Here is a 24,403-nt window from a genome sequence, read left to right as displayed (position 1 = left end):
AGGCAGGCACTCGTTGACCGCTTAACGGGAAACGAAAACCGCTTCCCTGTGAGACAAGGAGGAAGTATCCCGCTCCGCGGGTGCGTAACGAGCTGCCTCCGCCGGCTGCACCCGTTCCGCTTTTCCTTTGGAAAGCGCAAAAATCACATCCGCTGCGCTGATCAGCGCTGGTTGGTGGGAGACGGCAACAACCGTGAGTTCCTGTGTGAGGTTTCGCAGGGTTTCACAGACAAGTCGTTCACTTTCCGGATCGAGCGCACTCGTCGGTTCATCCAGTACCAGAAAGAGCGGGCGGTGAGCCAGTGCCCGGGCAATGGCAATACGTTGGCGCTGTCCCCCGGATAACAGGCCGCCACGCTCGCCGACAATGGTATAGAGACCATCCGGCAATCCACTGACGAACTCCCAAGCGCCAGCCTGGCGCAGTGCTCTTTCCGCATCCGCTTCAGTCAGTTCAGGTGCGCCGACGAGAATATTATTGAGAATACTGTCGTGTAGCAGGACGTTCTCCTGGGCGACATATCCGATCATGCGGCGCCAGGCACGTGGATTGATGTCGCGCATGGGCACGCCATCCACGAGGATTTCGCCTGACTTGGGGTCTGCCAGGCCGCACAGGAGATCCAGCATGGTGCTTTTGCCGACCCCCGACGGGCCGGCTATGGTGGTGAACGACCTGACCTGGATTTCGAGATTCAGGTCCTGAAAAATCGGCCTGGTGTCGTAATCGAAATTGACGTGACGCAGGCTGATGCCCTTTTCAAGCGTCGGTTCGCGCGTGCCTGATGTTCTTTCCGCTGCGGCACGCGCTTCTGCGACAGCGGTACGCAAGGCCCAGTAGGCGCTTTCCTGCGCCATCAGATTCTGGTATTTCCTCTGCGTCTTGTTGAGCAAACTGAGGAGCCGGGTCAGAAGAAAAACCATCACCATCACCGAGGGCAACGAGAGTCCCCATATTTCCAGAGCCAGATAAAGGCCGATTGCCATCAATGTGGCGAGGATAGGCTCCTGCAGCGCCATCAGGGCTTCGCGCGCGATGATTTCCCGCCGGGTGGCCTTTTCCAGTTGCTGGGTCTGGTCGTGCAGGATCGCTTCGGCTACATTGTCTCTCGCCATGGCCTTGAGCGATTTTACCGAAACGAGCACATCCGAAAGATACGTCAGCAGGTTTCGCAGCAGATGGGTCTGCCTGGTTCCCGCCTTGCGTGTCGCACGAATCAACTGGTGCAGCACCTGCATCATGATGATGCCCACCAGAATGGAAGTAAGGGTAGCCTCCCATGAAACAAACATGGCTACGGTTCCGTAGACAACAACCTGTACGGCCAGTGCGAGTACAGTGACGCTGTGCTCAAAGCCATTGGCTGCCCGGTATGCTTCAGTGGCGACGGAATTGGCAAGCGAACCCATCGGCTGGCGCAGGTAATACTGCCAGCGGCTGGCAAGCAGCGCATCGATCAGTTCGAGGCGGAGGACGGTGGCCACATGCGCGACCGCATAACCGACCTGCCTGTTCGCCATCAATAATATGAGGCTTTTGAGGATCATTCCTCCCACGATGATCAGCAGCATGGCGCCTATGGTGGGAGAAATCCCGATGTTCTGGAGAACTTCGGCGATGTGCCGACCCATGTCCGAACTGGCGGAATCGCCGACAGCGATCGAAAGGAGTGGAAGGAGGGCAGTGAGGCTTAAGCCTTCTGCAATGCCTGCCGCTAGAAGTGCAACCAGGACGTACGCAGTACGCCTCGGGGAAAGCATGCAATAGGCAAAGAGAGTTCGCATAAGTTGGGTCTGCAGACTACGGAGTTATCATAACCTAAATTACGGACACGGTCTTGAAAAAACCCTTCCATTAACGAGGAATTCCATGGGGAAAAGTGGGTTACGTATTCTGAAGCAACGAATCGGGCGGAATTGCGAACAGGATGAGCCTGTGCGCTTGTTCCGGATTATTCAGTCGGTCTTTCGAGCTCCGCGGATATTGATTGTTGCCAGGGCCAACTGGAGACCGAGAACCGCGAATGCTTCGACGTGCCATCCCCAGATTACCCATAACACATTGCTGAGGAGGGAAAACAGAAAACCGGTGTGACGCATCCGCTTGGCCTGGTAGGTCAGAAGCCAGACCGAAAGAATATTGATCACCATGGCAGGCCACTGTAGTAAATTGAAGTAATCCATATCCCTCCGTTCTCCTGAAAACAAGCTGTGCTCCAGCCGATATATGTAGATTATGTGTTATGTTAAATTCAATGCATAAAAAGCGTTAAAGGCATGCATGGCCTCGCGTAGGCTGCCCGACACCTCTTTTTCGCCCCCGCGATCAAGGCTCCGCGTCCAGTTTCACTTTGAACCGATCATCTCATCCATAGACCTGCAGTTCCGTTCGAAAGAACACAAATCAGAGTGGCAGAGTGGAAAAGGCTTGTATCTTCCAGGGTGCGCAATCGCACATACAAGCGGAGGAGGGAAGAGCATGATTTGTATTTCGATATTTACTCCTGAAAAGGAATTCACTTCTCCGAATCAATCATGGTTGCATCTGCTTCAACCCGGGCTTTATGGAAGGGCGCCATCAGTTTTGGGCTGGTGCATATTCCCGTGGCCCTTCATACCGCAACGACGGAGCAGGGTTTGAATTTCGACTGGCTGGACAAGCGCAGTATGGATCCTGTCGGCTATAAACGTATCAACAAGAGGACCGGGAAAGAGATCGATAAGGAAGATATCGTCAAGGGAATCGAGTACGAGGATGGTCATTACGTGATTTTGAGCCAGGAGGAGATTGCCGCCGCTTATCCCAAGGCCACGCAGACGATCGCGATCGAAATGTTCGTGCCGGCAACTGATATTCCCTTCATCTATCTGGAGCGTCCCTACTATGTCACACCCGCCAATAAAGGCGAAAAAGTTTATGCGCTTTTGCGCGAGACCCTGTCCAGGACCGAGCGCGTCGGCATTGCCCGAGTGATTATTCAAACAAAGCAGCATCTTGCTGCTCTTATTCCGTCCGGCCGCGCATTGGTTCTTAATCTATTGCGCTGGGGGGATGAAATCCGCGCCTCGGAAAATCTGAGTTTTCCGGCCGAGGGGGCCAAGGAGGCCGGCATTACCGATAAAGAATTGAAAATGGCTGAGCAGTTGGTGATGGACATGAGCGGCAAATGGGACCCGGATGAATTTCATGATTCGTTTAAGGACGAAATCATGAAACTCGTGAACGAGAAAGTTGAAACGGGTGATATACAAACCGTGGCACAGCCGGAAGAAGTCGAGTTACAGCGTGGGGGTGCGCAAATACTCGATCTCACTGAATTGCTCCAGCGAAGCCTGAAGAAACGCACAGACAACGAAGACCGTGACCGCAGACCTGTCAGAAAGCCCGCCAAATCGACGACTGCCTCATCTGCACCTGCCCGCGGTGCGCACAAGCGCCGGGCGGTATAAGGCAGATTCCATAGAATGAGAAATGATGACTCGCTTAAAACTTATCGTGCCAAACGTGATTTCTCGATAACACCTGAGCCGAGCGGCGCTGCCAGCGGCAAGGCAGCCCTCAAGAGCACTGCTAAGGCTTTGTCGTTTGTTGTCCAGAAGCACTGGGCAACGCGTCTGCACTACGACTTCAGACTGGAACTGGAAGGAACGATGAAGAGCTGGGCTGTCCCCAAAGGCCCCAGTTTCGACCCTAACGACAAACGCATGGCGGTCCACGTCGAAGCCCATCCCATTTCCTATAACAGTTTTGAGGGCGAGATACCCTCAGCTCAGTATGGCGCTGGTAAAGTCATTATTTGGGATAAGGGAACCTGGCTTCCTCTCGAAGATCCGCACAAGGGGTATCGTGACGGCAAGCTGAAATTCGAGCTGCGCGGGCTCAAGCTGAAAGGGCACTGGACTCTGGTGCGCATGAGAAAGGAGGAAAACAAAAAGCAGGAACCCTGGCTGCTGATAAAAGAAAAGGATGAATATGTGCGTTCATCGCGGGAGTATAGCGTGGTGGACGAAATGCCGGACAGTGTGGCCGAACTCGACCTGCCAGAGCCTTCCAAGGCTTCCGCAACATTGGGAAGCGGATCACCCAAAAGCAGTTCGATATCGCGAAAGGGAACGAAAACGGCCTTGCCGGACAATGCGCGCAAGGCCGATCTTCCGCACACATTGACGCCGGAGCTCGCCACACTTGTGGACGAACCCCCTTTGGATCCGGAAGAGTGGATTTACGAAATCAAGTTTGACGGGTATCGGATGTTGAGCAGAATAGAGGGAGGAGAAGTTCGCCTCATAACGCGAAACGGAAATGACTGGTCCCGTAAGCTCCCGCATCTGGTAAAAGCAATAGGGAAGATGAGATTGAAGTCGGGGTGGCTCGATGGGGAAATTGCGGTGCTGGATGCACATGGCATTCCCGATTTCCAGTCGTTGCAGAATGCCTTCGATAGCGCGCGTACCGAGCGCATCATTTATTATCTCTTCGATGTGCCCTTCTATGATGGGTATGATTTGCGGGACGCTTCCCTTGTCGAACGCCGCGCGTTACTGCAAAAACTGGTTGAGGCACACTCCCCCGATGAAATACGCTTCAGCGACGTTTTCGAGGCCTCTCCAGCAAAAATTCTCGATTCCGCCTGCCGACTTGGACTGGAAGGGGTGATCGGCAAACGTAAAACCTCTGTTTATGTCTCGCGCCGATCTCAGGACTGGATAAAACTTAAATGTAAAAACCGCCAGGAATTCGTTATCGGCGGATATACAGATCCCAAAGGTACGCGAAAGGGTATCGGATCTTTGCTGCTCGGCTTTTATGATGAAGACCGAAAACTCAGATATGCGGGAAATGTGGGCGCGGGATTCAGCGATAAGACGCTGCAGGACCTCAGGGCAAAGTTGGACAGAATTGCTTCGACGGATAACCCTTTTGTGAAAGCGAGTGGCATCGATAAAAACGCGCATTGGGTCGAACCCCGGCTTATCGCAGAAGTCTCCTTCGGTGAATGGACGCAAGGGGGTCACATTCGCCACTCGGTATTCCACGGTTTGAGATCGGACAAAAAGGCGAATGTCATTGTTCGCGAGAAGCCCGTGCATCCTGCCGCGGAGTCGGCGCCTGCAAGCGCCATTCCAAAAACCCTGAAAGTGACGAACCCGGACCGGGTGATTGACCCCTCCACCGGGTTTACAAAGATCGATCTCATACGCTACTACTCGCTGGTAGCGCCTTTGATGCTGCCCCATCTCGCGCAGCGGCCGGTCTCGCTCGTGCGCGCTCCCGAGGGGGTATCGGGCGAACTCTTTTTTCAGAAGCATTGGGAGAAAGAGAACATGCCGGGGGTTGAGCAGCTTGATCCCTCGCTCGACCCTGACCACCCTCCGTTGCTCGAAGTTTCAACCGCTGAAGGCCTTCTTTCCGCAGCGCAGATGAACGTGATCGAGTTCCATACGTGGAACGCCACCAAGAATGTCATTGGCAAGCCTGACAGAATCACGTTCGACCTGGACCCCGGCAGCGGAGTCGAATGGGCCCTCATCCAGGAGTCGGCGCAGCTCGTCAATGTCTTTCTCAGGGAACTGGGGTTGAAATCTTTCCTGAAAACGAGTGGGGGCAAAGGTTTGCATATCATCGTGCCGATCAGGAGGCTGCGCGATTGGGATACGGTGAAAGGTTTCTCTCAGGGCATCGTACAGCATCTGGCTAAAACCATTCCGACACGTTTCACCGCAAAAAGCGGGCCGCGCAACCGGGTGGGAAAGATCTTCATCGATTACCTGCGCAATGGGTTCGGAGCCACCACCGTATCCGCCTGGTCAGTACGCGCACGGCCTGGATTGGGTGTTTCTGTACCGTTGGCGTGGGAAGAACTATCCTCGTTGAAAAGCAGTACTCGCTGGTCTGCCTCCAATATTCATGAACGCCTGGATAAGGGTAATGACCCCTGGGCCGACTACGCAGAGACGAATCAATCGATAGTTCCTGCCATGAAAAAGCTGGGATTCAGCCCTTCGCCTAAGGCATGAAAGGCGCTATCAGAACAAATCTCAGGACTTCACTCCTGTAACCAGGCTATAGTAACCGAAGGCCCGATGCACTTCGATGTCCTGAAATCCCGCTTCCGCCAGCATTGTTGAAAGCTCCCTGCCAGAATATGATCTGCCTTCCGTCCATCCCATCATCAGCATGCTGAAGGCAGCGGCCGCAAACGGTCCAGTTTTTTCATCGTTGTAAAGCATACCATGGATGATGATGCGGCCCCCGGAAGGAAGACTGTTGAAGCTTTTAGCAGTAAGGAAATTACATTTTTCGGGAGGCCAGTCGTTGTAGACCGTGGAATAAAAGTGCAAATCTGCGGCAGGCAGGGTGTCGCTCCACATGTTTCCTTCCTGTGTTCGAATACGGTCCTGCAGACCATGGCGGGCAATGAATTCCTGGGCGATCTCGCAGACGAGTGGAAAATCGAAAACGATGGCCTGCAACTCCGACCATTTTGATACGGCTCCAATCGAATGAGCGCCTGAACTGCCTCCGATATCGAGCATTGTCCGGTAGTTGGACAGATCAAGGATACCCGGCCAATAGAATGCCGAGGTAATACTGAAACTGTACATGCCACGGGTAAACTTCCGCACTTGCTCAGCCTGTTCCTCAGGAGATTGATATATACCTGCTCCTCCGTAGACCTGGGGACTGTCCGAGAGGATTGCTTTTTTCAGGCTGGCAAATGAGTGTACTTGATCGTCGTCTATCATCAGATCCCACAAATAGCCGAAATAGTTCGGGCTCGTCTCCAGCAGATAGTGCTCTGCAATTGGTGTGAGGGAGTAGCGCCCGTCCTGAAAGGATAAGAAACCAGCCGCGGTTGCAGTGGTTAAAATGGCTTCCGTGGGTCGTGCCTTGATATTCAACTTGCCGCATATAGCGGTGAGCGACAAAGGCTTATCGGCAAGCAGGGGAAAGATTTTCAGCTTGTGCGCCAGCAGTAATGCAGGGTAGCCATAGACTCCAAGCACGACATCCCAGAGGGGTCGGTCGTCTTCTATCTGCTTCGTGGGTGTGTTCATGGAATCTTGGGTCATTGCAGGTTCCTCGGGACTGGGGATCATTTACCGGGATCGTTGAACGGGAATGATGGAGACACGTTAGCTCATGCGCTTGGTTCACTTTCCACCAGGTGCTTTATATTTTGTACCGTTCTTTCCGCGCCATCCTGCACCGCGGTCCTGATCATTGGCTCGAATGGCCGCATTATCATCTGGATCTCGAGCAATTCGAACTTAAAAAAAAGCCTGGTTGAGCCTGCATGATGCTCTTCCTGCAACTCGTAGATGCAGCGAAAGGGGTCGGAGATACCCGCGAATGCCAGACGGCAATCGGGCTCATAAATCGTAATCCTGAACTTTGATTCCGAACGATGTCCCTGATCAACACGCACCTGCCGTGCGATAGTTCCGAGGCAGACCGGACCATTGGTGATTTGCTCGAGTTCCTTAACCTCTGGCGACCATCTGGGGTAGTTCAAAAAGAGATTTTCACCGATAAATTTGAACGCCTGTCTGGCCGGACATTCAAGAAGAATACTCGCCTTGCCCACTACTGGCTCGGAGGGGCCCAGGTTGAACATCGACCCTAAATTGAACATCTTGGCTCCTCCCTTCCATCTCGAGACGGAATTTATATATCCTGTTGAGTAGTACTATTCCTGCGACGCCTATCATATCAGGAGAAACTTCCCACGTTTCGGCGTTATTTTCTAGCCGCTTACAATATTGCCGCCATTGGGATGCAGCACCTGTCCGGACATGTAGGAGCAGTCCTGAGAGGCCAGAAAGACATAACAAGGAGCAACTTCATTAGGCTGTCCAGGGCGTTTCATTGGGACGTTCTTTCCAAAATCGCCGACTTTATCCGGAGGAAAAGTGGCAGGTATCAGCGGAGTCCATATTGGACCGGGAGCAACCGCATTTACGTGTATTCCCTGCTCGATTAGCTGGAGAGACAGGGATCGGGTAAACGCGACAATTGCGCCTTTGGTTGCAGAGTAATCAACCAGGTGAGGATTTCCCTTGTAGGCGGTGACAGAGGTGGTGTTGATGATGCGCCCTCCTTTTTTCAGATGCGGGAGCACCGCTTTTACCATATGGAACATTGAAAATATGTTCGTGCGGAAGGTTTTTTCAAGCTGCGCGCTATCGATATCGAGAATACTTTCCTGAACATGCTGCTCGGCCGAGTTATTCACAAGTATTTCGACATGATGAAATGTGGAAATCGTTTTTTCCACTACCTCGGCGCAGAATTTTTCGTCTCCCACGTCGCCCGCTATTAAAAGGCATTTTCTTCCACATTTCTCGACTTCTTCTTTGGTGCGTTGAGCATCTTCATGCTCGTCGAGATATACGATTGTAATATCCGCCCCTTCCTTTGCGAAAGCAATGGCGATAGATCGTCCAATGCCACTATCTCCCCCGGTAATGATCGCAATTTTTGACTCCAGTTTGCCGCTGCCGCGGTATTCTTCCATTGTCGAATCGGGTTGAGGGTGCATTTCAGTTTGCAGCCCGGGTTGGCGTGGTTGCTGCTGCTTTGGAATGTCATTGCCTTTTTTCTCGTATTTCTCCGTCTCATTGGTCATGGCTCTCTCGCTGATCTGGTTAAGCCCGTATCCAGGCATGTTGTCTACCCCGATTGTTGGGCGATTTGTGGTTCTTTTCGATAATCTGGTTGATGAGTAACAGACAAGACCAGGTTATTGAAGCATTTTCTTACCATTGCTTGTCATTTCGCAGAAAACAGTCAATTTTCTGCAGTTGTGATTTTTACTCCGTTCGCTTGCACACCAAGACCTGAAAGTGCGCTCCTGAGTGGGAAGTGAGTAAGATAAGCAGGGGAGGCAGCCATCTCAGAATATTCCTTCGTATTACTTTGATCTGGAAGCCTTGGGATGATCCTCGCCTTTCTTCTCTTTGGTCCCAGCTGCGCGCTTCACCGCCGTTTCCACTGAAGCAATCAACGCCCTGCAATTGGCATCCTCGGCCAGTCCGGTTTCAATGGTTGGGATGAGTGCTGCTAAAGGTGTCGCAAGAACTCCCAGCACGACGGCTGCTCCTGCGCGTATGGCCAGCATCTTGTCGGGGAGGATTGTGGGATCCTTGAAAGTACCCCCTATATGCACAGGAGTGCGAAGGGTCAGGATACTGACATCCTTGGGCTGGGGTGACACTTTCATGTGGATGGTTTCTTCCACCAAGCTTATCTGACCTTCACCGACAATTTTGGTATCGGTTGTGTCAATGACAAAAGCTTTGCTGCTCATGATGCCTTTCTTGATGCCGAAATCGATAACGCCGCATCGTACCGGCACGTTTTTGTCTCCCGCAAACAAAAATTTGATGATCTCGCCCGCATCAAGTCCGATCACCTCCAGCAATAGGTTGCTGATCTGGCCGCCCGACATGATCAGCCCAAAGTCGCCGTTGGCCGAAGCCAGCAACGCACCGACGGACTTGCCGTGACTTTTAATGTCCATTGCGCCGCCGATCAGACCTGCGCTACTCTTTGTGATTTCCATCTTGGGAAAGAGCTTCGGCAGTTGCAGGCGTTTGACTGCAATTTTGATTTCTCCCTTGGGCACCTCCGGGCGCGTATTGATAGTGATATTCGAAATGATATTCCCACCTGCTACCGCAAAATTGACTGGGTCGAGGGTCAGAAGCCCGTTGTCTATTTTCAAGTGGCTTACGAGATGCTTCACCGGCAGTTCCTTGTTGCGGATCGATTCTCCAGTGAACTTTACGTCGGCGTCCATCGCCTGAAGACCTTCTACTCCAAACTCTTTATCCGGCAGAATTCGACCTTTCTGGGCCTTCGCCGAAGCTTTCTTTTTCTGTTTTTCCGCTGGGGTGTCCTGTGGTTGCGGACCGCGCCGCGCCCCGATAAAACCTTTTAAATCACTGAGGTCGAGAACTTTCGATACCAGGTCGCCTCGAAGAAGGGGACGTTCGCCACCCGTTTCGAACAGGATGTCGCCGCCAAGATCGCTGTTGCCCACCTTTCCAGAAAGTCCCTTCATGGACCACTCGGTATCGTGGTGCAATACCCTTCCGGAAATGTGGTACGGGGGGGAGGGGAAAATAACGATGCCGGTTACGGGGTAGAGTGCAGATAAATCCTCCCCGTGTAAGTCCAGCTTCAGGTCCACTTCCGCCATCTCGGCCAGCCCTTTGATGGTTCCGTCCGCACTTGCGCGCGTTGTTCCGACCTCGGCACTCGCTTTGATCGGATAGGGAACACCCTTATCCGCAAGCGACATTATCTTGCCGCCTTGCGCTCGCGCTGTGAATTTCAGATCGGTAAATTTACCTTCCGCTGCCACATGAAGGGGCAATTCTCTGGCATCCACCGCTGGATCCGTGAATATATCGGCTGCTATATCTGTCTTGGTCTTCGGATCGCGGAAGAGGACTTTTCCCTGATCCAAGGTGAATTGGCCAATTCGAGGCAGTTCCATCTTTTTTTCTTCTTTTTTCAGATCCCAATTTCGCTTTCCATCCATGCTTTTTTCCAGGAGTACCCGGGGCCGCGTGATGGATAGCTCGGGCAACACGATGTCGCCGGACAGGAGGTCCCATAGACTGATTCGCACAGCAACCTTATCCACGGCAACCATGGGTTGTTCGGTCCCCCACTCGGCATTCGCAAGCGAAAGTCCTTCAACGCTGACGAGGGGATTGAGCGAAAGGTTTACATCGAGATCGCCGCGAATTGTAAATTCACGGCCCGTCTTCTCCGTAACCTGCCGTTCAATATATGGTTTTAGCATATTCCAGTCGAACCATAGGACGAATGCTATGACAAGCAGCAGCAATGCAACGCCGGAGATCGATAATATTTGCTTGGTACGCACTCTCATGGCCAAGACGGGTTTCTGACCCCAAAGCAGAAGAAGATGATCATGATACTTCTGCCCATACAACGGTTCGGTACGTCAGCGCACACTGGGTGAGCGCAGAAGGAGTGCGCGGTATTGAGAGGGGGTTGGCTAGCCGCTTGGAGACGAGAGGAATCCGGTAGATCGGCTCTGCCCGACAATATCATTCACCGGGCAGAGAAACTCCATTCGAACCTTCTTCCCATCCTATTTATGAAAAATAACTTAAAGGTCGGGTTGAAACGGAACAGAATCGACGTCTGTCCGTAGACTTTTGACAGCTCTATTCTGAGCACCGTTCGCGCCTTCGATACGCTCAGCGCGAACGGAAAGAACGAGTTGGGGGGTGAAGGGAGACGAAGGGCTCAGGGCGAACGGGAAGTGAACACTCAGGGGACCGGGCAGGAAGCACTTGTCTGCTATTTTCGTACGTCGCGAAACAGGCGATCAAACTCCTTCTTGACGACGTCATAGCACTCGCAGACGTGTTCCTGCAGCCCCGCGCGGTTGAGGACGGTAATATGTCCTCGGCGGTAGCGAATGATTTCGGCTTGCTGCAACTTCCCGGCAGCCTCGGTAATGCCCTCACGGCGCACCCCAAGCATACTGGCGATGAGTTCCTGAGTCATGACCAGTTCCTGGGAGTTCAATCGATCGAGTGTCAGGAGCAACCACCGGCACAACTGCTGCTCGATCGTGTGATGCCTATTGCATACCGCGGTTTGTGATATCTGTGTTATGAGCGCCTGGGTATAGCGCAGCAATACGCGCTGCAGCGGGCCTCCCTGATTGAACTCCTGCAGCAGGAGAGGACCCTTCAGACGGTAACAGTAGCCAGCCGTCTGAACCGTTGCCCAGGTAGGCGTGTTCTCGCCGCCCATGAACAACGAAATGCCCAGCATACCCTCATTCCCTACCCCAGCAACTTCTGACGATGAACCATTTTCCAGAATATAGTGTAGGGAAATGATGGCTGACGTAGGAAAATAGACGTAGGAAAGGCGTCCCCCGGATTCGCACAGCACGTCGCCAAGCGGCATATGAACCAGTTCCAGATGGGATTTCAGACGTTCAAGCTCTGCCGGGGGTAGAGCGGCTAGAAGGTGGTTTTGGTTGAACTGTGGCGGGTGATTTTGCATCCACTAGTAGAGTAGAAGAGAGAAAGTCTCATGAAGTCGAGTGTGGCCTCGGCATGCTGAAAGAAATGCAAATACATTAAAGGATTTCACAGGCGAATTTCACAGGTTTGCGGCTGCAAGGTATCCGTTCAGAACTATGATAGCATTTCTTTCCAGGAGACCCTGATGCGCGCGGTGAGGTTTTGCAGTATTCCATCTTACCGGCTGCCATATTGTGCGCTAGCGTACATACTACGGATGAGTTATCCGTTTATCATTTTCCTGCCTGAAAAATGCCTGCAAAGACGGCTGTGATCTGCGTCGAAAGACGTTTGCATCGTTCAAGCCGGTTTCTTTATACATCGACCCGATATCCGGAGAGAATTGCAAGACAAGAGGACGTGGGACTGGAAAATTGTAACGATGTTCCCTGAAATTCCGGTAAAAATTTCATGCGGGACCGCTCCAGCCGGGTAACAGGCTCTAGTGAAGGCGCCCTGCAAAGCAGGTGTCAGACAATATTTCCAGAATCGCTCTTTCGCTTTTCTTTTAACCGTGCGGGTTCCGGAAAGAGCTGTCAACTCCAGGAGGTCTGGGGCATGAACTTCCGGTATCCAAAGAAAGGACGGGAGCAGAATGTCATGTGCGCAGCCTTTCTATTCGAAGGGGAGGCGATTTTAATTTCGCTGCTGACCGGACACAGCCTGGAGAACATCCGAATTGAACGCTAAAGGCACCCCTGTTTCTGAGCTTTTGAGGCCGGTTACCGCGCGGCTTCGCAATATCGGAAAGCCGCGTATTCCACTGAGTGAAGAACTTCCCCTGCGGTCCGAACTGTTTGGTGCGGATCAGATGGAGCTTTACGGTGGCATACTGGCGGCTTCACACGAGTTATCGTCAGCGCGCGGCACCGATCAGTTATTGGCCAGGCTGGATGAGAATGAGGCAACGTTATTCAATATCTGCCGTGTGCTGACCGAGGCAGTCATGGCGGATAAGTTGCTCACTCCGGCGGGGGAGTGGCTCTACGACAACTTTTACCTCATAGAGGAACAGATTCGCCTTGCCAAACGTCACCTTCCCAAAAGCTATAGCCGCGAATTACCCCTCCTTGCCAAGGGCACATCCGCCAATCTCCCCCGCGTATACGATATAGCATTGCAGGCCATATCGCACGGGGACGGCAGGGTGGATACAGAGAGCCTCAGGCGCTTCGTAACCGCGTACCAGTCGGTCGTCAATCTGCAACTGGGCGAACTATGGGCGATACCGATCATGCTGCGGCTATCGCTGATCGAAAATCTCCGCCGTGTCGGCGTGCATGTGGCAGCGGGCCGAGCAGACCGCAATCTCGCCGATACGTGGGCCGATGAAATCATCCGGGTGGCGGCAAAAGATCCGAAAAGTCTCGTTCTCGTCATTGCAGATATGGCGCGATCGAATCCCCCCATGACAACCCCGTTCATTTCGGAACTGGTGCGCCGATTGCAGGGGCAGGGACCGGCCCTGGTGCTCCCGTTGACCTGGATCGAGCAGCGACTGGCAGAATCAAACCAGACGATCGACCAACTGGTGCAACTGGGAAATCAGCAGCAAGCTGCCGATCAGGTTTCCATCTCAAACAGTATCAACAGCTTGCGGAGTCTGGGCGCCATAGACTGGCGCGAATTCGTCGAAACTACCAGCGTTGTGGAACAGACTCTCCGGGAAGACCCAAGTGGAATCTATCCGGAGATGGATTTCGCCAGCCGCGACCACTACCGGCATGTGGTGGAGCGATTGGCCAAGGCAAGCCCTCTGTCGGAAGTGGATGTGGCCCGGGCAGCGCTTCGCTTGGCGCGTAAGCCAGCGACAAGTACTGCCGAGGAGAACGTTAAGGAGCATGTCGGATTTTACCTGACAGGCGATGGTCTCGCTGATCTTGAGGAAGCGATAAAGGCCCGCTGGTCGCTGCATGAGCAATTCTGGCGTGCCACCCGCAAATACCCGCTTTTCTGGTATCTCAGTAGCATCGCATTAGTCACGCTGGGTCTGACGAGTGCCCTGCTGGTCGAAGCGCTCGAGGATGGTGCAAGTGGATGGCTGTTAGGTTTTGTTGGCATGCTCGCGCTGTTTGCGATGAGTCAGTTGGCTGTCGCCCTGGTCAACTGGGCAAGTCCTTTTCTGGTGAAACCTCATCTGCTGCCGCGCATGGATTTCTCCAACGGCATTCCCTCCACATTTCAAACGCTGGTCGTGGTTCCAACCATGCTGTCGCGGGAATCGGAAGTCGCGGCCTTGGTGGAGGCGCTTGAAGTCCGGTTTTTGGCAAATCAGGACGAGAATGTCTATTTCGGCTTGCTCACCGACTTCATGGATGCGAATCAGGAAACGCTTCCCGAAGATGATTCCTTATTGAGAACCGCCCGCACGGGGATCGAGGATCTCAATCGAAAGTATGCGGGCCATATTGCAGGTAACATGAGCGGTGGCATGAATGGCGCTCCGGAAGCGTCAGCGCAGAAACAGGAAACACGGTTTTTTTTGTTCCACCGCCCTCGCCGCTGGAACCCGCAAGAAGGGGTGTGGATGGGTCATGAGCGCAAGCGCGGAAAACTGGCGGACTTGAATACGCTCCTGCGTGGCGAGGGGAGGGAGGCATTTTCCGTGGTAATGGGCAATACGGATTTGCTTGTCAGTATCAAGTACGTCATCACCCTCGATACCGATACCCAATTGCCGCGGGAGATCGTCCATCAGTTTGTCGGAGCGATGGCCCACCCCCTGAATCGGCCACGTCTCAAGAGGACCAGCAGGAACGCTGTGGTAACGGAAGGCTATGGCATTCTGCAGCCCCGGGTGGCGGTGACATTATCGAGCACCAACCGATCCCGGTATGCATGGCTATTTGGCGGTGAAGCAGGCATCGATCCCTATACCCGGGTCGTTTCGGACGTATACCAGGATTTATTCTACGAAGGCTCTTTTATCGGAAAAGGGATCTACGACGTGGATGCGTTCGAGCAATCGGTCTGCCGACGTTTTCCCGACAACAGGATTTTAAGCCATGACCTCCTGGAAGGCTGCTACGCTCGCGCCGGCCTGTTGAGCGACGTACAGTTGTATGAGCAATTTCCATCCCGTTACAGCGCGGACGTAGGCCGTCGCCACCGCTGGATACGGGGGGATTGGCAACTGGCGAGCTGGTTGCTCGCCCGGGTTCCGGGTCCCGGCGGAAGTAATCAGCCAAACCCGTTGTCCATCTTGTCGAGATGGAAGCTGATGGATAACCTCCGGCGCAGTCTTGTGCCGGTAGCCCTGCTGCTGCTTCTGCTGGTGGGTTGGCTGGCGCTCGACAACGCGTGGTTCTGGACACTGGTTGTAATCGGCACGGTCATTATTCCGAGCGCCATTACCATGACCTCCGATCTGCTGAAAAGACAGGCCGACGCGCCTCTGCGCTCTCATATCGTCACTACGCTGCGCACTGGCGGACGGCATTTCGCACAAAACCTGTTTGGGCTGGTCTGTCTCCCGTACGAGGCTTATGTCAGCCTCGATGCGATACTGCGCACTCATGTGCGACTCCTCCTCACGCACCGCCGGCTTCTTGAATGGACTCCTTCCCATCTTGCGGAACGCGAATATGATTCGACGAATAGATGGGGCGGCCTCGGCACTTCCTTCAGGTCGATGTGGATAGCGCCAGCGACCGCGGTAGCAGCAGGCGCGGGAATGATAGTCGCTTCTCCCGTGGCGCTGATTCCGGCCTTGCCCATACTGCTTTTGTGGGCGGTAGCGCCCTTTATTGCCTGGTGGATAAGTCAGCCTCTTCCGCTGCGCAGCACTGAGTTAAGCAAGGGACAAATCCACTTTTTACGACAGACTTCGCGCCGTACGTGGTATTTCTTCGAAACTTTCGTCGGTCCTGAGAGTAACTGGCTGCCCCCTGATAATTTTCAGGAGCACCCCGTACCGACTGTCGCACACAGAACATCGCCAACCAACATGGGATTGGCGCTGCTTGCAAATGTGACTGCCTATGACTTCGGCTATATTGGCCCGTTGCAACTCATCGAGAGGACCAGAAATACGCTCGAATCGATGGAAACCCTGGAACGCCATGCCGGCCATTTTTACAATTGGTACGATACGCAGACAAAAACTCCCTTGACACGTTACGTATCGAGCGTGGACAGCGGTAATCTTGCAGGCCATCTATTGACATTGCGTGTCGCGTTAATGGCAATAGCGGATATGCCGGTCGTCCATGAAGAGTTATTTCCGGCGCTTGCCGATACTCTGCAGATTCTCGAGAGAACTCCTGGTTCTGAGGCTGCCAGTGCTCCTTTATCACAATTCGGCAAGGCGCTGATGCTCGTAAGGGAAAACTCTCCGCACGCACCTTTCAGCCTGCATGCCGAACTTGATCGACTGGTTGCACTTTCCAGGGAAATCGTGCAAGAGATCGAGAAAGCACGACGTGCTTCAACCGGACAGGAAGCGCTTGAGTGGGCGAGGGCATTAAATCGGCAATGTGAGCTCGCCCTAACTGAACTTGCCGGTCTCATACCGTCTGCCGCCCAGGAGGACCCCGATACGCCCGCCGAGATCTCCTCTTTGCGACAACTTGCAAACCAGGGTGGCGAGGCAGCGCGTGAACATCTGGCTGTTCTCGAACGCCTGGTCTTTCAGGCGGGAGAAATGGCGAAAATGGAGTACGGCTTCCTGTTCAACCCCGCGCAGCGGCAGCTTGCGATCGGGTACAACGTGGGTGAGCAGCGACGGGACGCCAGCTACTATGACCTGCTGGCCTCGGAGGCGCGATTTACCAATTTTGTCGCGATTGCACAGGGCCAGTTGCCGCAGGAAAGCTGGTTTGCGCTGGGACGAATGCTTACAGCCCATGATGGGGAGACTGCTCTGCTCTCCTGGAGCGGTTCGATGTTCGAATACCTCATGCCGTTGCTGGTAATGCCCACCTTTGAGAACACGCTTCTTGACCAGACCTGCAAGGCGGCTGTCAACAGACAGATTGCCTATGGACGGGAGCGGGGCGTGCCTTGGGGTATTTCGGAATCCGGTTACAACGCTGTAGACGTTCAGTTCAATTATCAGTATCGGGCATTCGGGGTGCCTGGCCTGGGCCTCAAACGCGGCTTGGGAGAAGACCTGGTCATTGCACCTTATGCATCCGCTCTGGCATTGATAGTTGCACCGGAAGCTGCCTGCCGTAATCTGGAGGAGCTGACCGCTCTGGGTATGATGGGAAAATTCGGCTTTTACGAAGCGCTGGATTACACGCCTTCGCGACTGCGCCGGGGCGAGACGTCCGCGATCGTGCGCTCATTCATGGCTCACCATCAGGGAATGAGTTTTCTTTCGCTTGCATACCTGCTGCTTGACCGGCCCATGCAGCGGCGGTTCGATTCCGAGCCCATATTCCAGGCAACCATGCTCCTGCTGCAGGAGAGAATTCCCAAAGCCACTATCATACGTTCTCCCATCGCTGAGCTCCCCGATGTGCGGGTTATCAAGGAACTTCCGGAAATGCCGATCCGGCTGCTTTCAACCGCCAACACGCCCATTCCGGAGGTGCAGCTTCTCTCCAATGGCCGGTATCATGTCATGGTGACCAACAGCGGAGCGGGAAGCAGCCGCTGGAAGGATATGGCCATTACGCGTTGGCGGGAAGATGGAACCTGCGACTACTGGGGGAATTTCTGTTATTTGCGCGACGTTGCAAGCGGTGAGTTCTGGTCGAGTACCTATCAGCCCGTGCTGAAAGAGCCAAAGCGTTACGGAGTGGTTTTTTCTGAAGGAAGGGTCGAGTTCCGCCGGCGGGATCTGGATTTCGATACCCATACCGAGATTACCGTATCGCCCGAGGATGATATCGAACTGCGGCGGATTCGCATCACCAATCGCGCATGGACGCGGCGGGAAATCGAGGTCACGTCTTATGCCGAGGTCGTGCTGGCGCCCGCGATTGCCGATGCTCAGGCGCCAGCCTTCGGCAATCTCTTCGTGCAAACGGAAATATTGGCGGACCGCCACGCCATTTTATGCAGCAGGCGTCCTCGTTCCCAAAGCGACCCGGTACCATGGATGTTCCACTTGATGACGGTGGATGGGATCACTTCTGAAGCGGCTTCTTATGAGACCAATCGCATGGCATTCATCGGACGGGGAAGCGATGTGTCTGCGCCGGCGGCAATGATGGAAGGGGGACCGCTGTCCGGCAGTTCGGGTTCAGTGCTCGACCCCGTCGTTGCCATCCGCAAGCGGATGATGCTCGAGCCGGGGGAGTCGGCAATCGTGGATATTGTCACGGGTGCGGGAGATTCACGTCACGCGGTCATGCATCTGGTAGAAAAATACCAGGACCAGCATCTGAAAAATCGAGTTTTCGATCTCGCCTGGACTCATAGCCTCGTTGTCCTGCGCCAACTCAATGCGACTGAAACCGATGCACAGCTGTTCGGGCGAATGGCGGGTTCCATTCTGTATGCAAGTCCTTATCTGCGTGCCGACGAGGCGCTGCTGAGCAAGAATCGGCAGGGGCAATCGGGTTTATGGGGTTATGCCATTTCCGGCGACCTCCCTATTGTGTTGCTGCAAATCACCGATATGGCCAATATCGACCTGGTACGCCAGCTGGTGCAGGCTCATGCTTACTGGCGCGTGAAAGGGATGGCGGTCGATCTGGTCATCTGGAACGAGGATCACTCAAGTTATCGCCAGCAACTGCATGATCACATCATGGGGCTTCTGGCCGGCAGTGCGGAAGCCCATGTGCTCGATCGGCCAGGCGGTATTTTCATCCGACGTGGGGAGCAAATTGCTCCGGAAGACCGGATCCTGATGCAGGCGGTGGCGCGCGTGATTATTCTCGATACGAATGGGAAACTGGTCGAACAGTTGACGAGCCGTCTTCCGGCCGATCTTCCGCTGCGGCCACATCCCCTGAAACCCGCGCGGCGCTCCAACTCCGAAGAAACCGGGGTATTACCGCAACGGAATCTATTGTTTGATAATGGTTTTGGTGGTTTTGCTTCCGACGCGCGCGAATACGTCATCACTGTCGGGCAGGATCGGAGAACGCCGGTTCCCTGGTCAAATATTCTGGCGAATTCGCAATTCGGTACGGTTATCTCCGAAAGCGGAAACGTTTATACCTGGTGTGAGAATGCCCATGAATACCGGCTGACTCCGTGGCATAACGACCCGGTCTGCGATTCCAGTGGAGAGGCCTACTATCTGCGGGACGAAGAAAGCGGGGATTTCTGGTCGCCTGCTCCCCTTCCGAGTCCTGGAGCCGCTTCCTACGTTACCCGCCACGGATTCGGCTACAGCGTATTCGAACATGCAGGAAAGGGTGTTTTTTCCGAACTCTGGATTTATGTTGCTCGTGACGTTCCGGTCAAGTTCGTTGTATTGCGGATTCGCAATGATTCCGGACGACCCCGGAGACTTTCCGCAACAGGGTACGTGGAGTGGGTGTTGGGGGACCTTCCCGAGAAGACGCGAATGCATGTGGTCACGGAGATCGATCCGGCAAGCGGGGTGCTGCTTGCGCGCAATCCCTACAATAACGAGTTTTCAAGCCGGGTAGCGTTTTTCGATGTCGATGACAGAACGCAAAGTATGACGGGCGACCGGACGGAATTTATCGGCCGCAATGGAAGAATGCGAAATCCCGCAGGTATGGTTGCTCAGGATCTTTCGGGTCGGGTAGGAGCAGGACTGGATCCCTGCGGCGCTATCCGTGTTCCTTTTGATTTGCCTGCGGGCGCGACGCGCGAGGTTGTTTTTCGCCTGGGTGCGGGACTTCACCGTGAAGATGCGCTGGAAACCGTCCAAAGGATGCGCGGACTACAAGTGGCACATGATGAACTTGAAAAGGTGCGCCGCTACTGGGATCGAACGCTCGGGGGTGTGCAGGTGGAAACCTCTGATCCATCCGTCAACGTGATGGTCAATGGCTGGCTGCTGTATCAGGTAATTGCCTGCCGTCTGTGGGGGCGCAGCGGATATTACCAATCCGGAGGTGCTTTTGGATTCCGCGATCAATTGCAGGATGTGATGGCGCTGGTTCACGTCGAACCCGCTCTGGTACGCGAGCACTTGTTGCGAGCTGCGGCTCGCCAGTTTATCGAAGGGGATGTTCAGCACTGGTGGCATCCTCCGGTGGGACGCGGTATCAGAAGCCGCTGCTCGGATGATTACCTCTGGCTGCCGCTGGTTGCTTGTCACTATGTCGTTGCGACCGGGGATACCGGAGTACTGAATGAGACAGTGTCCTTTCTTGAAGGCCGCCCTGTCGCTTCAGACGAGGAATCATACTACGATTTGCCTGCTCATTCCGCGCAGGTATCCAGTCTGTATGACCATTGCGTTCGCGCCATCATGCATGGGTTGCGGTTTGGGGAACATGGCCTTCCTTTGATGGGCACAGGGGACTGGAACGATGGGATGAATCTCGTCGGTTTTCATGGCCGGGGCGAAAGCATCTGGCTCGGATTTTTCCTGTATGACATTCTCATTCAATTTTCCAGCCTCGCTGCCGGGCACGGTGACGCGGCCTTTGCCGAACGATGCAAGAAGGAAGCAGACAAGCTGGGCAAGAATATCGAACAGCATGGCTGGGATGGAAAGTGGTATCTCCGCGCCTATTTCGACGATGGGTCTCCACTGGGTTCTTCCAGCAATACCGAATGCCGCATCGACTCGATTGCGCAAAGCTGGTCGGTTTTATCCCGCGGAGGCTCTCCCGAGCGGCAGCGGAAGGCGATGCAAGCGGTAGATGAACAACTTGTCCGGAGGGATGCTCGCCTGATTCAGCTTCTCGATCCTCCTTTCGATCACTCCGACCTCGATCCGGGTTATATCAAGGGTTATGTGCCGGGCGTGCGGGAGAACGGGGGGCAATATACGCACGCAGCGATATGGGCAACAATGGCCTTTGCAGTCCTGCGGGATCATAAGCGGGCATGGGAACTGCTTTCCATGATCAATCCAGTAAATCACGGGCGATCCTCACAGGCTGTATCGGTCTACAAGACCGAGCCCTATGTCGTCTCAGCCGATGTTTATGCGGTGCTTCCTCATACGGGCCGGGGTGGATGGTCGTGGTACACAGGTTCCGCCGGCTGGTTGTACCGCCTGATGCTGGAAACAATGCTGGGTCTTACAAGGGAAGGGGCGAAACTTCATTTCAATCCCTGCCTCCCGGAAGACTGGGCCAGTTTTACGGTGAAATACCGCTATGGAGAAACCGTCTATCCGATCATTGTTAATCAGGCAGCGATCGATCCGGATAAGGAGGTCGTTATCGTAGACGGTGCCGAGCAGCGCGAGCTGACTCTCAGCCTTGTCGATGACAGGGCGCCTCACAATGTAGAAGTGCGGGTGAGCCGCTCTCGCGATACGCTCAAACAATGAGCCCGGAGCAGTTGAATATGTACTAAGTCGCCTCTGGATTATCGATTTATGCCACGCTTTACTCCTTGCATAGTAGTAAGTAGTAAGGTGGTAGATCTGGTTGAGCGAGGTCGAGCTCCCTTTCCAGGGGAGCCCAATCTTGCTCAAGCCCAGGTTATAGGGAATGACCAGGAGCGTGAGCGGAACGAGACGGAAGCCGACAAGGGGGCTCGTCAGGAGGGGAATGTGTAAATATGCGTGGGGAAACCCCGGCAGCCGGAGTAGAGGGCGCTTTCGTTGGCGTGACTCGTCTTGTTGACGGATGAGCCCCAGGCATGGGGGAGTGGATAAACCCGCTTGTCAGGGCGTGAGTATAGCGCTGGAGTAGATAACGCAGAGGGCTTCCCAACTCAAACTCGCTTCTCAGGCTCGCGGCACTGAGACGATAGGCGTAGCCCGCGGTTGCCACCAGAGCTTGAGTCGGCGCGATCTTTCTCCCCATCAGCATGGAAATACCGAATACTCCTTCCTTGCCGATAGCGGCAATTTTTACCGTCTCTCCTTTATCGGAAACAGTAAGCAGGGAGATGACGCTGCTGGTAGGGAAATACACCAGGTCCAGTTCGCCCCCGTTTTCATAGACCGACCAGCCTTGTGATAGTGCGACAAGTTCAAGGGAAGGTTGCAAACGCTCATAATCCTTTTGGGGGAGAGCCGCTAATAAAAGATTTTGCCTGTGAGAAAGGTTTTGCGTGGGAGTAAGAATATGTGACATGTGTTCCTCACTATTCGCCGGTCCGATAAAATTTTTCCTTTATTCTTTGGAAGAGATTACCTGTCCATTTACACAGGCGTATGTGCGGTGCCAGACAGACATTTGCTTTGAAAAAAGAAAAAATTAGTTATGCTCGTGCACGAGATAAGGAATGTTCGATTTGATTTATTCTATTCATAGCTCATAGGAGGTTGTAATGGTTAGAGCCGGTAGGGGAAGCAAAGAAAAACTCATCAAAGATTTCCGTTCGGTTATTGCTGATACAGAAGAATTAATGAAGCTTGTAAGCAACGAGGGGGAAGGAAAGGCGCAAATGGTGCGGGACAAGCTTAACCAGAACCTGAGTGTAGCCAAGGAATATTTACGTAATTTTGAGGATGTGGTGGTGGATAAATCAAGAGTCGCCGCACGTGCTACTGATGAATACGTACATGAGAATGCATGGCAGACGGTCGGGCTGGCGATTGCGGTGGGTATCCTTGTGGGGTATTTGATAAGCCCGCGCGATTAGCCCGGGACTATGATGGAGAAGCGGGGGCAAGGGAAAAGGATCGATGATATTCGCAAAGAGAAGCCGGTCCTGAAAACCATCCCGCTGTCTAGGTGCTCCCTTAAAAAAACGATTTCTGAGCCAAGGAGGACTGACAATGAAAATATCAACAACAGTTGTCGCGCTTGTCGTGTTGCTCTCTGGCGGAAGCGCCAATGCTGCCTCCCCTCTCAGCAGTCTTATCGTATTCGGGGACAGCCTGTCCGATGTGGGAGACAATTCTTCCGCCGTCACCAGTCTTTACAAAGAGCTCGGCGGTAATTGCGATCCTTTGCATCCCTGCCTGCCATCACAACTTGGGCCGTCATATGATGGAGGCCGCTTCTCCAATGGACCCGTCGCCTCGGAGTATCTGGCGAAAAACCTCTTTCCCGCCGGAGTAAATACCGCTAATTTTCAGGGGTATGCCGTCGCTGGTGCTACTTCAGGTAACCACAACATCGGTAATGATGCTGATCCAACAGGCATATTGAACTTGCCGGGTATGCAACAGGAGGTGAATCTCTACCTGAGTAACTCAGGGGGAGCAGCAGATCCAAATGCCTTGTACTTCGTATGGGGCGGGAGCAATGATTATCTTATCCACGACTCTCCCGTTCAGGCCGCCCGAAACATAGGAAGTTACGTGAATGTGCTTGCAGCGGCGGGAGCGCGGAATTTTCTTGTGCCAAACCTGCCTGATCTCGGTCTTACCCCTTCCGCCAGGATGGATGGCGAAGTGTCGCTGGCGCACGACTATTCCGTAGTGTTCAATACGGAATTGGCGAGCCAACTTGGAAGTCTCGACGGAACTTTTCCAGGGGTAAACATCCACCGCTTCGACACCTTCGCGTTATTGAATGATGTCGTGCAGAATCCGGTCAATTATGGACTCACCGATGTGACCAATCCGTGTTTCACTCTGCTGGGGATTACATGCGACAATCCCGAGGTACGTCTCTTCTGGGATGATTTTCATCCCACCACTAACGCCGATGCGATTCTCGGTGCAGCTTTCGCCGCTGCAGTGCCGGAACCAGCAGCGATCTTTATGTTCATGCTTGGCCTGCTGGTGCTTGCCTCCACAGCAAGCAGGAGACAAAAAACCATGCCAGCGCGGCGGCAGGTACAAGTGCAAGTGTCGAAGTGATATAGAGGTGATGATATTGCCTGAAACGGTTTCCATGATATTTCCATCCCTATGCTGGTAACATTCAAGACTTCTGCCCATGCTGACATCATCATGTTCGGTGACATTGCAAAACAGTTGCTGAAGATGATGGGGCATAGCGGGACCGTACCCAGTGCGATGGTAGCGGATGAAGTGCCTGCAGCGCTTGATCGCCTGAAGCATGCCGTCGAGGCGAAAAGAGCGGACGAGGAACAGAAGCCGCGAGACAATACCGACCAGGCTGACGACCAGAGTGTCAGCCTGAAGTATCGGGCATTACCACTGATTGAATTGCTCTCCGCAGCAGCCCGGAAGCACTGCGACGTGATGTGGGATAAGACCTAGGAAGGACTGAACAAATCCCTCGCAGAAGATAATCAGGAGGCGCGCGACGCGGCGGATTAGGCGTATCCAGGATGATTGGGCTTATCCAGGATAAGAAAGGTACCCTTGCAAATTGCATTTCTCCTCTACCCCGGAGTG

General features: G+C 53.8%; 14 protein-coding genes. 6 read left to right on the top strand and 8 right to left on the bottom strand.

Annotated elements, in window-relative coordinates; genetic code table 11:
• Positions 1 to 21: 21 nt before the first annotated feature.
• Positions 22 to 1,785 carry an ABC transporter ATP-binding protein gene (locus BMW46_RS11350; protein WP_074708632.1) on the bottom strand — a complete coding sequence of 588 codons (1,764 nt, stop codon included), beginning with the start codon at positions 1,783 to 1,785 and terminating at the stop codon, positions 22 to 24.
• Between the two features lie 171 nt (positions 1,786 to 1,956).
• Complete coding sequence (locus BMW46_RS11345) at positions 1,957 to 2,184, bottom strand: hypothetical protein (RefSeq protein ID WP_074708629.1); 228 nt, start codon at positions 2,182 to 2,184, stop codon at positions 1,957 to 1,959.
• A gap of 351 nt (positions 2,185 to 2,535) precedes the next feature.
• Here BMW46_RS11345 and ku point away from each other — a divergent pair, with 351 nt between their 5' ends.
• Positions 2,536 to 3,450 (top strand): non-homologous end joining protein Ku, encoded by a 915-nt coding sequence (ku, locus tag BMW46_RS11340; protein ID WP_074708627.1) that lies wholly within the window; start codon positions 2,536 to 2,538, stop codon positions 3,448 to 3,450.
• 15 nt (positions 3,451 to 3,465) lie between these two features.
• Positions 3,466 to 6,018 (top strand): DNA ligase D, encoded by a 2,553-nt coding sequence (gene ligD, locus BMW46_RS11335; RefSeq protein ID WP_074708624.1) that lies wholly within the window; start codon positions 3,466 to 3,468, stop codon positions 6,016 to 6,018.
• A gap of 21 nt (positions 6,019 to 6,039) precedes the next feature.
• Here ligD and BMW46_RS11330 read toward each other — a convergent pair whose 3' ends face one another.
• From BMW46_RS11330 to BMW46_RS11310, 5 genes are all read right to left on the bottom strand, one after another.
• A complete protein-coding gene (locus BMW46_RS11330; RefSeq protein ID WP_074708621.1) occupies positions 6,040 to 7,074 on the bottom strand; it encodes a methyltransferase in 1,035 nt (344 codons plus the stop codon).
• Positions 7,075 to 7,142: 68 nt separating this feature from the next.
• Positions 7,143 to 7,637: an SRPBCC family protein gene (locus tag BMW46_RS11325; protein ID WP_074708619.1), complete on the bottom strand. Its 495-nt coding sequence runs from the start codon at positions 7,635 to 7,637 to the stop codon at positions 7,143 to 7,145.
• A gap of 111 nt (positions 7,638 to 7,748) precedes the next feature.
• The gene (locus BMW46_RS11320) at positions 7,749 to 8,669 is read right to left on the bottom strand and encodes an SDR family oxidoreductase (protein ID WP_256377048.1); all 921 of its coding nucleotides are present in this window, start codon (positions 8,667 to 8,669) and stop codon (positions 7,749 to 7,751) included.
• A 246-nt stretch (positions 8,670 to 8,915) separates the two neighbouring features.
• Positions 8,916 to 10,907 (bottom strand): AsmA family protein, encoded by a 1,992-nt coding sequence (locus tag BMW46_RS11315; protein WP_074708819.1) that lies wholly within the window; start codon positions 10,905 to 10,907, stop codon positions 8,916 to 8,918.
• 437 nt (positions 10,908 to 11,344) lie between these two features.
• Complete coding sequence (locus tag BMW46_RS11310; RefSeq protein WP_074708614.1) at positions 11,345 to 12,064, bottom strand: Crp/Fnr family transcriptional regulator; 720 nt, start codon at positions 12,062 to 12,064, stop codon at positions 11,345 to 11,347.
• A gap of 699 nt (positions 12,065 to 12,763) precedes the next feature.
• On the opposite strand from BMW46_RS11310, the gene BMW46_RS11305 reads away from it, so the two are divergent.
• Entirely contained in the window at positions 12,764 to 21,466 is an 8,703-nt protein-coding gene (locus BMW46_RS11305) for a glycoside hydrolase family 94 protein (protein ID WP_074708611.1), read from the top strand.
• A 154-nt stretch (positions 21,467 to 21,620) separates the two neighbouring features.
• On the opposite strand, the gene BMW46_RS11300 is transcribed toward BMW46_RS11305, so the two are convergent.
• Complete coding sequence (locus BMW46_RS11300) at positions 21,621 to 22,133, bottom strand: cyclic nucleotide-binding domain-containing protein (protein WP_256377047.1); 513 nt, start codon at positions 22,131 to 22,133, stop codon at positions 21,621 to 21,623.
• A 283-nt stretch (positions 22,134 to 22,416) separates the two neighbouring features.
• Here BMW46_RS11300 and BMW46_RS11295 point away from each other — a divergent pair, with 283 nt between their 5' ends.
• The 3 genes from BMW46_RS11295 (at position 22,417) to BMW46_RS11285 (ending at position 24,265) form a co-directional block, all read left to right on the top strand.
• Positions 22,417 to 22,731, top strand: a complete 315-nt coding sequence (locus tag BMW46_RS11295) for an ElaB/YgaM/YqjD family protein (RefSeq protein ID WP_074708606.1) — start codon at positions 22,417 to 22,419, stop codon at positions 22,729 to 22,731.
• Between the two features lie 136 nt (positions 22,732 to 22,867).
• Positions 22,868 to 23,899 carry an SGNH/GDSL hydrolase family protein gene (locus tag BMW46_RS11290; protein ID WP_081355780.1) on the top strand — a complete coding sequence of 344 codons (1,032 nt, stop codon included), beginning with the start codon at positions 22,868 to 22,870 and terminating at the stop codon, positions 23,897 to 23,899.
• A gap of 51 nt (positions 23,900 to 23,950) precedes the next feature.
• Complete coding sequence (locus BMW46_RS11285) at positions 23,951 to 24,265, top strand: DUF1840 domain-containing protein (RefSeq protein ID WP_074708604.1); 315 nt, start codon at positions 23,951 to 23,953, stop codon at positions 24,263 to 24,265.
• The last annotated feature ends 138 nt before the right edge of the window (positions 24,266 to 24,403 follow it).

This window comes from Nitrosospira multiformis, assembly GCF_900111585.1.
GTDB classification, from domain to species: Bacteria; Pseudomonadota; Gammaproteobacteria; order Burkholderiales; family Nitrosomonadaceae; genus Nitrosospira; species Nitrosospira multiformis_B.
This window is presented reverse-complemented; position numbering and strand designations above follow the sequence as displayed.

Excerpts from the sequence above, each read along its gene's own strand:
- BMW46_RS11285 (WP_074708604.1), top strand. The coding sequence starts at position 23,951 with ATGCTGGTAACATTCAAGACTTCTGCCCATGCTGACATCATCATGTTC.
- BMW46_RS11315 (WP_074708819.1), bottom strand. The coding sequence starts at position 10,907 with ATGAGAGTGCGTACCAAGCAAATATTATCGATCTCCGGCGTTGCATTG.
- BMW46_RS11325 (WP_074708619.1), bottom strand. The coding sequence starts at position 7,637 with ATGTTCAATTTAGGGTCGATGTTCAACCTGGGCCCCTCCGAGCCAGTA.
- ligD (WP_074708624.1), top strand. The coding sequence starts at position 3,466 with ATGAGAAATGATGACTCGCTTAAAACTTATCGTGCCAAACGTGATTTC.
- BMW46_RS11295 (WP_074708606.1), top strand. The coding sequence starts at position 22,417 with ATGGTTAGAGCCGGTAGGGGAAGCAAAGAAAAACTCATCAAAGATTTC.
- BMW46_RS11345 (WP_074708629.1), bottom strand. The coding sequence starts at position 2,184 with ATGGATTACTTCAATTTACTACAGTGGCCTGCCATGGTGATCAATATT.
- BMW46_RS11330 (WP_074708621.1), bottom strand. The coding sequence starts at position 7,074 with ATGACCCAAGATTCCATGAACACACCCACGAAGCAGATAGAAGACGAC.
- BMW46_RS11290 (WP_081355780.1), top strand. The coding sequence starts at position 22,868 with ATGAAAATATCAACAACAGTTGTCGCGCTTGTCGTGTTGCTCTCTGGC.
- BMW46_RS11310 (WP_074708614.1), bottom strand. The coding sequence starts at position 12,064 with ATGCAAAATCACCCGCCACAGTTCAACCAAAACCACCTTCTAGCCGCT.
- ku (WP_074708627.1), top strand. The coding sequence starts at position 2,536 with ATGGTTGCATCTGCTTCAACCCGGGCTTTATGGAAGGGCGCCATCAGT.
- BMW46_RS11350 (WP_074708632.1), bottom strand. The coding sequence starts at position 1,785 with ATGCGAACTCTCTTTGCCTATTGCATGCTTTCCCCGAGGCGTACTGCG.
- BMW46_RS11320 (WP_256377048.1), bottom strand. The coding sequence starts at position 8,669 with ATGCCTGGATACGGGCTTAACCAGATCAGCGAGAGAGCCATGACCAAT.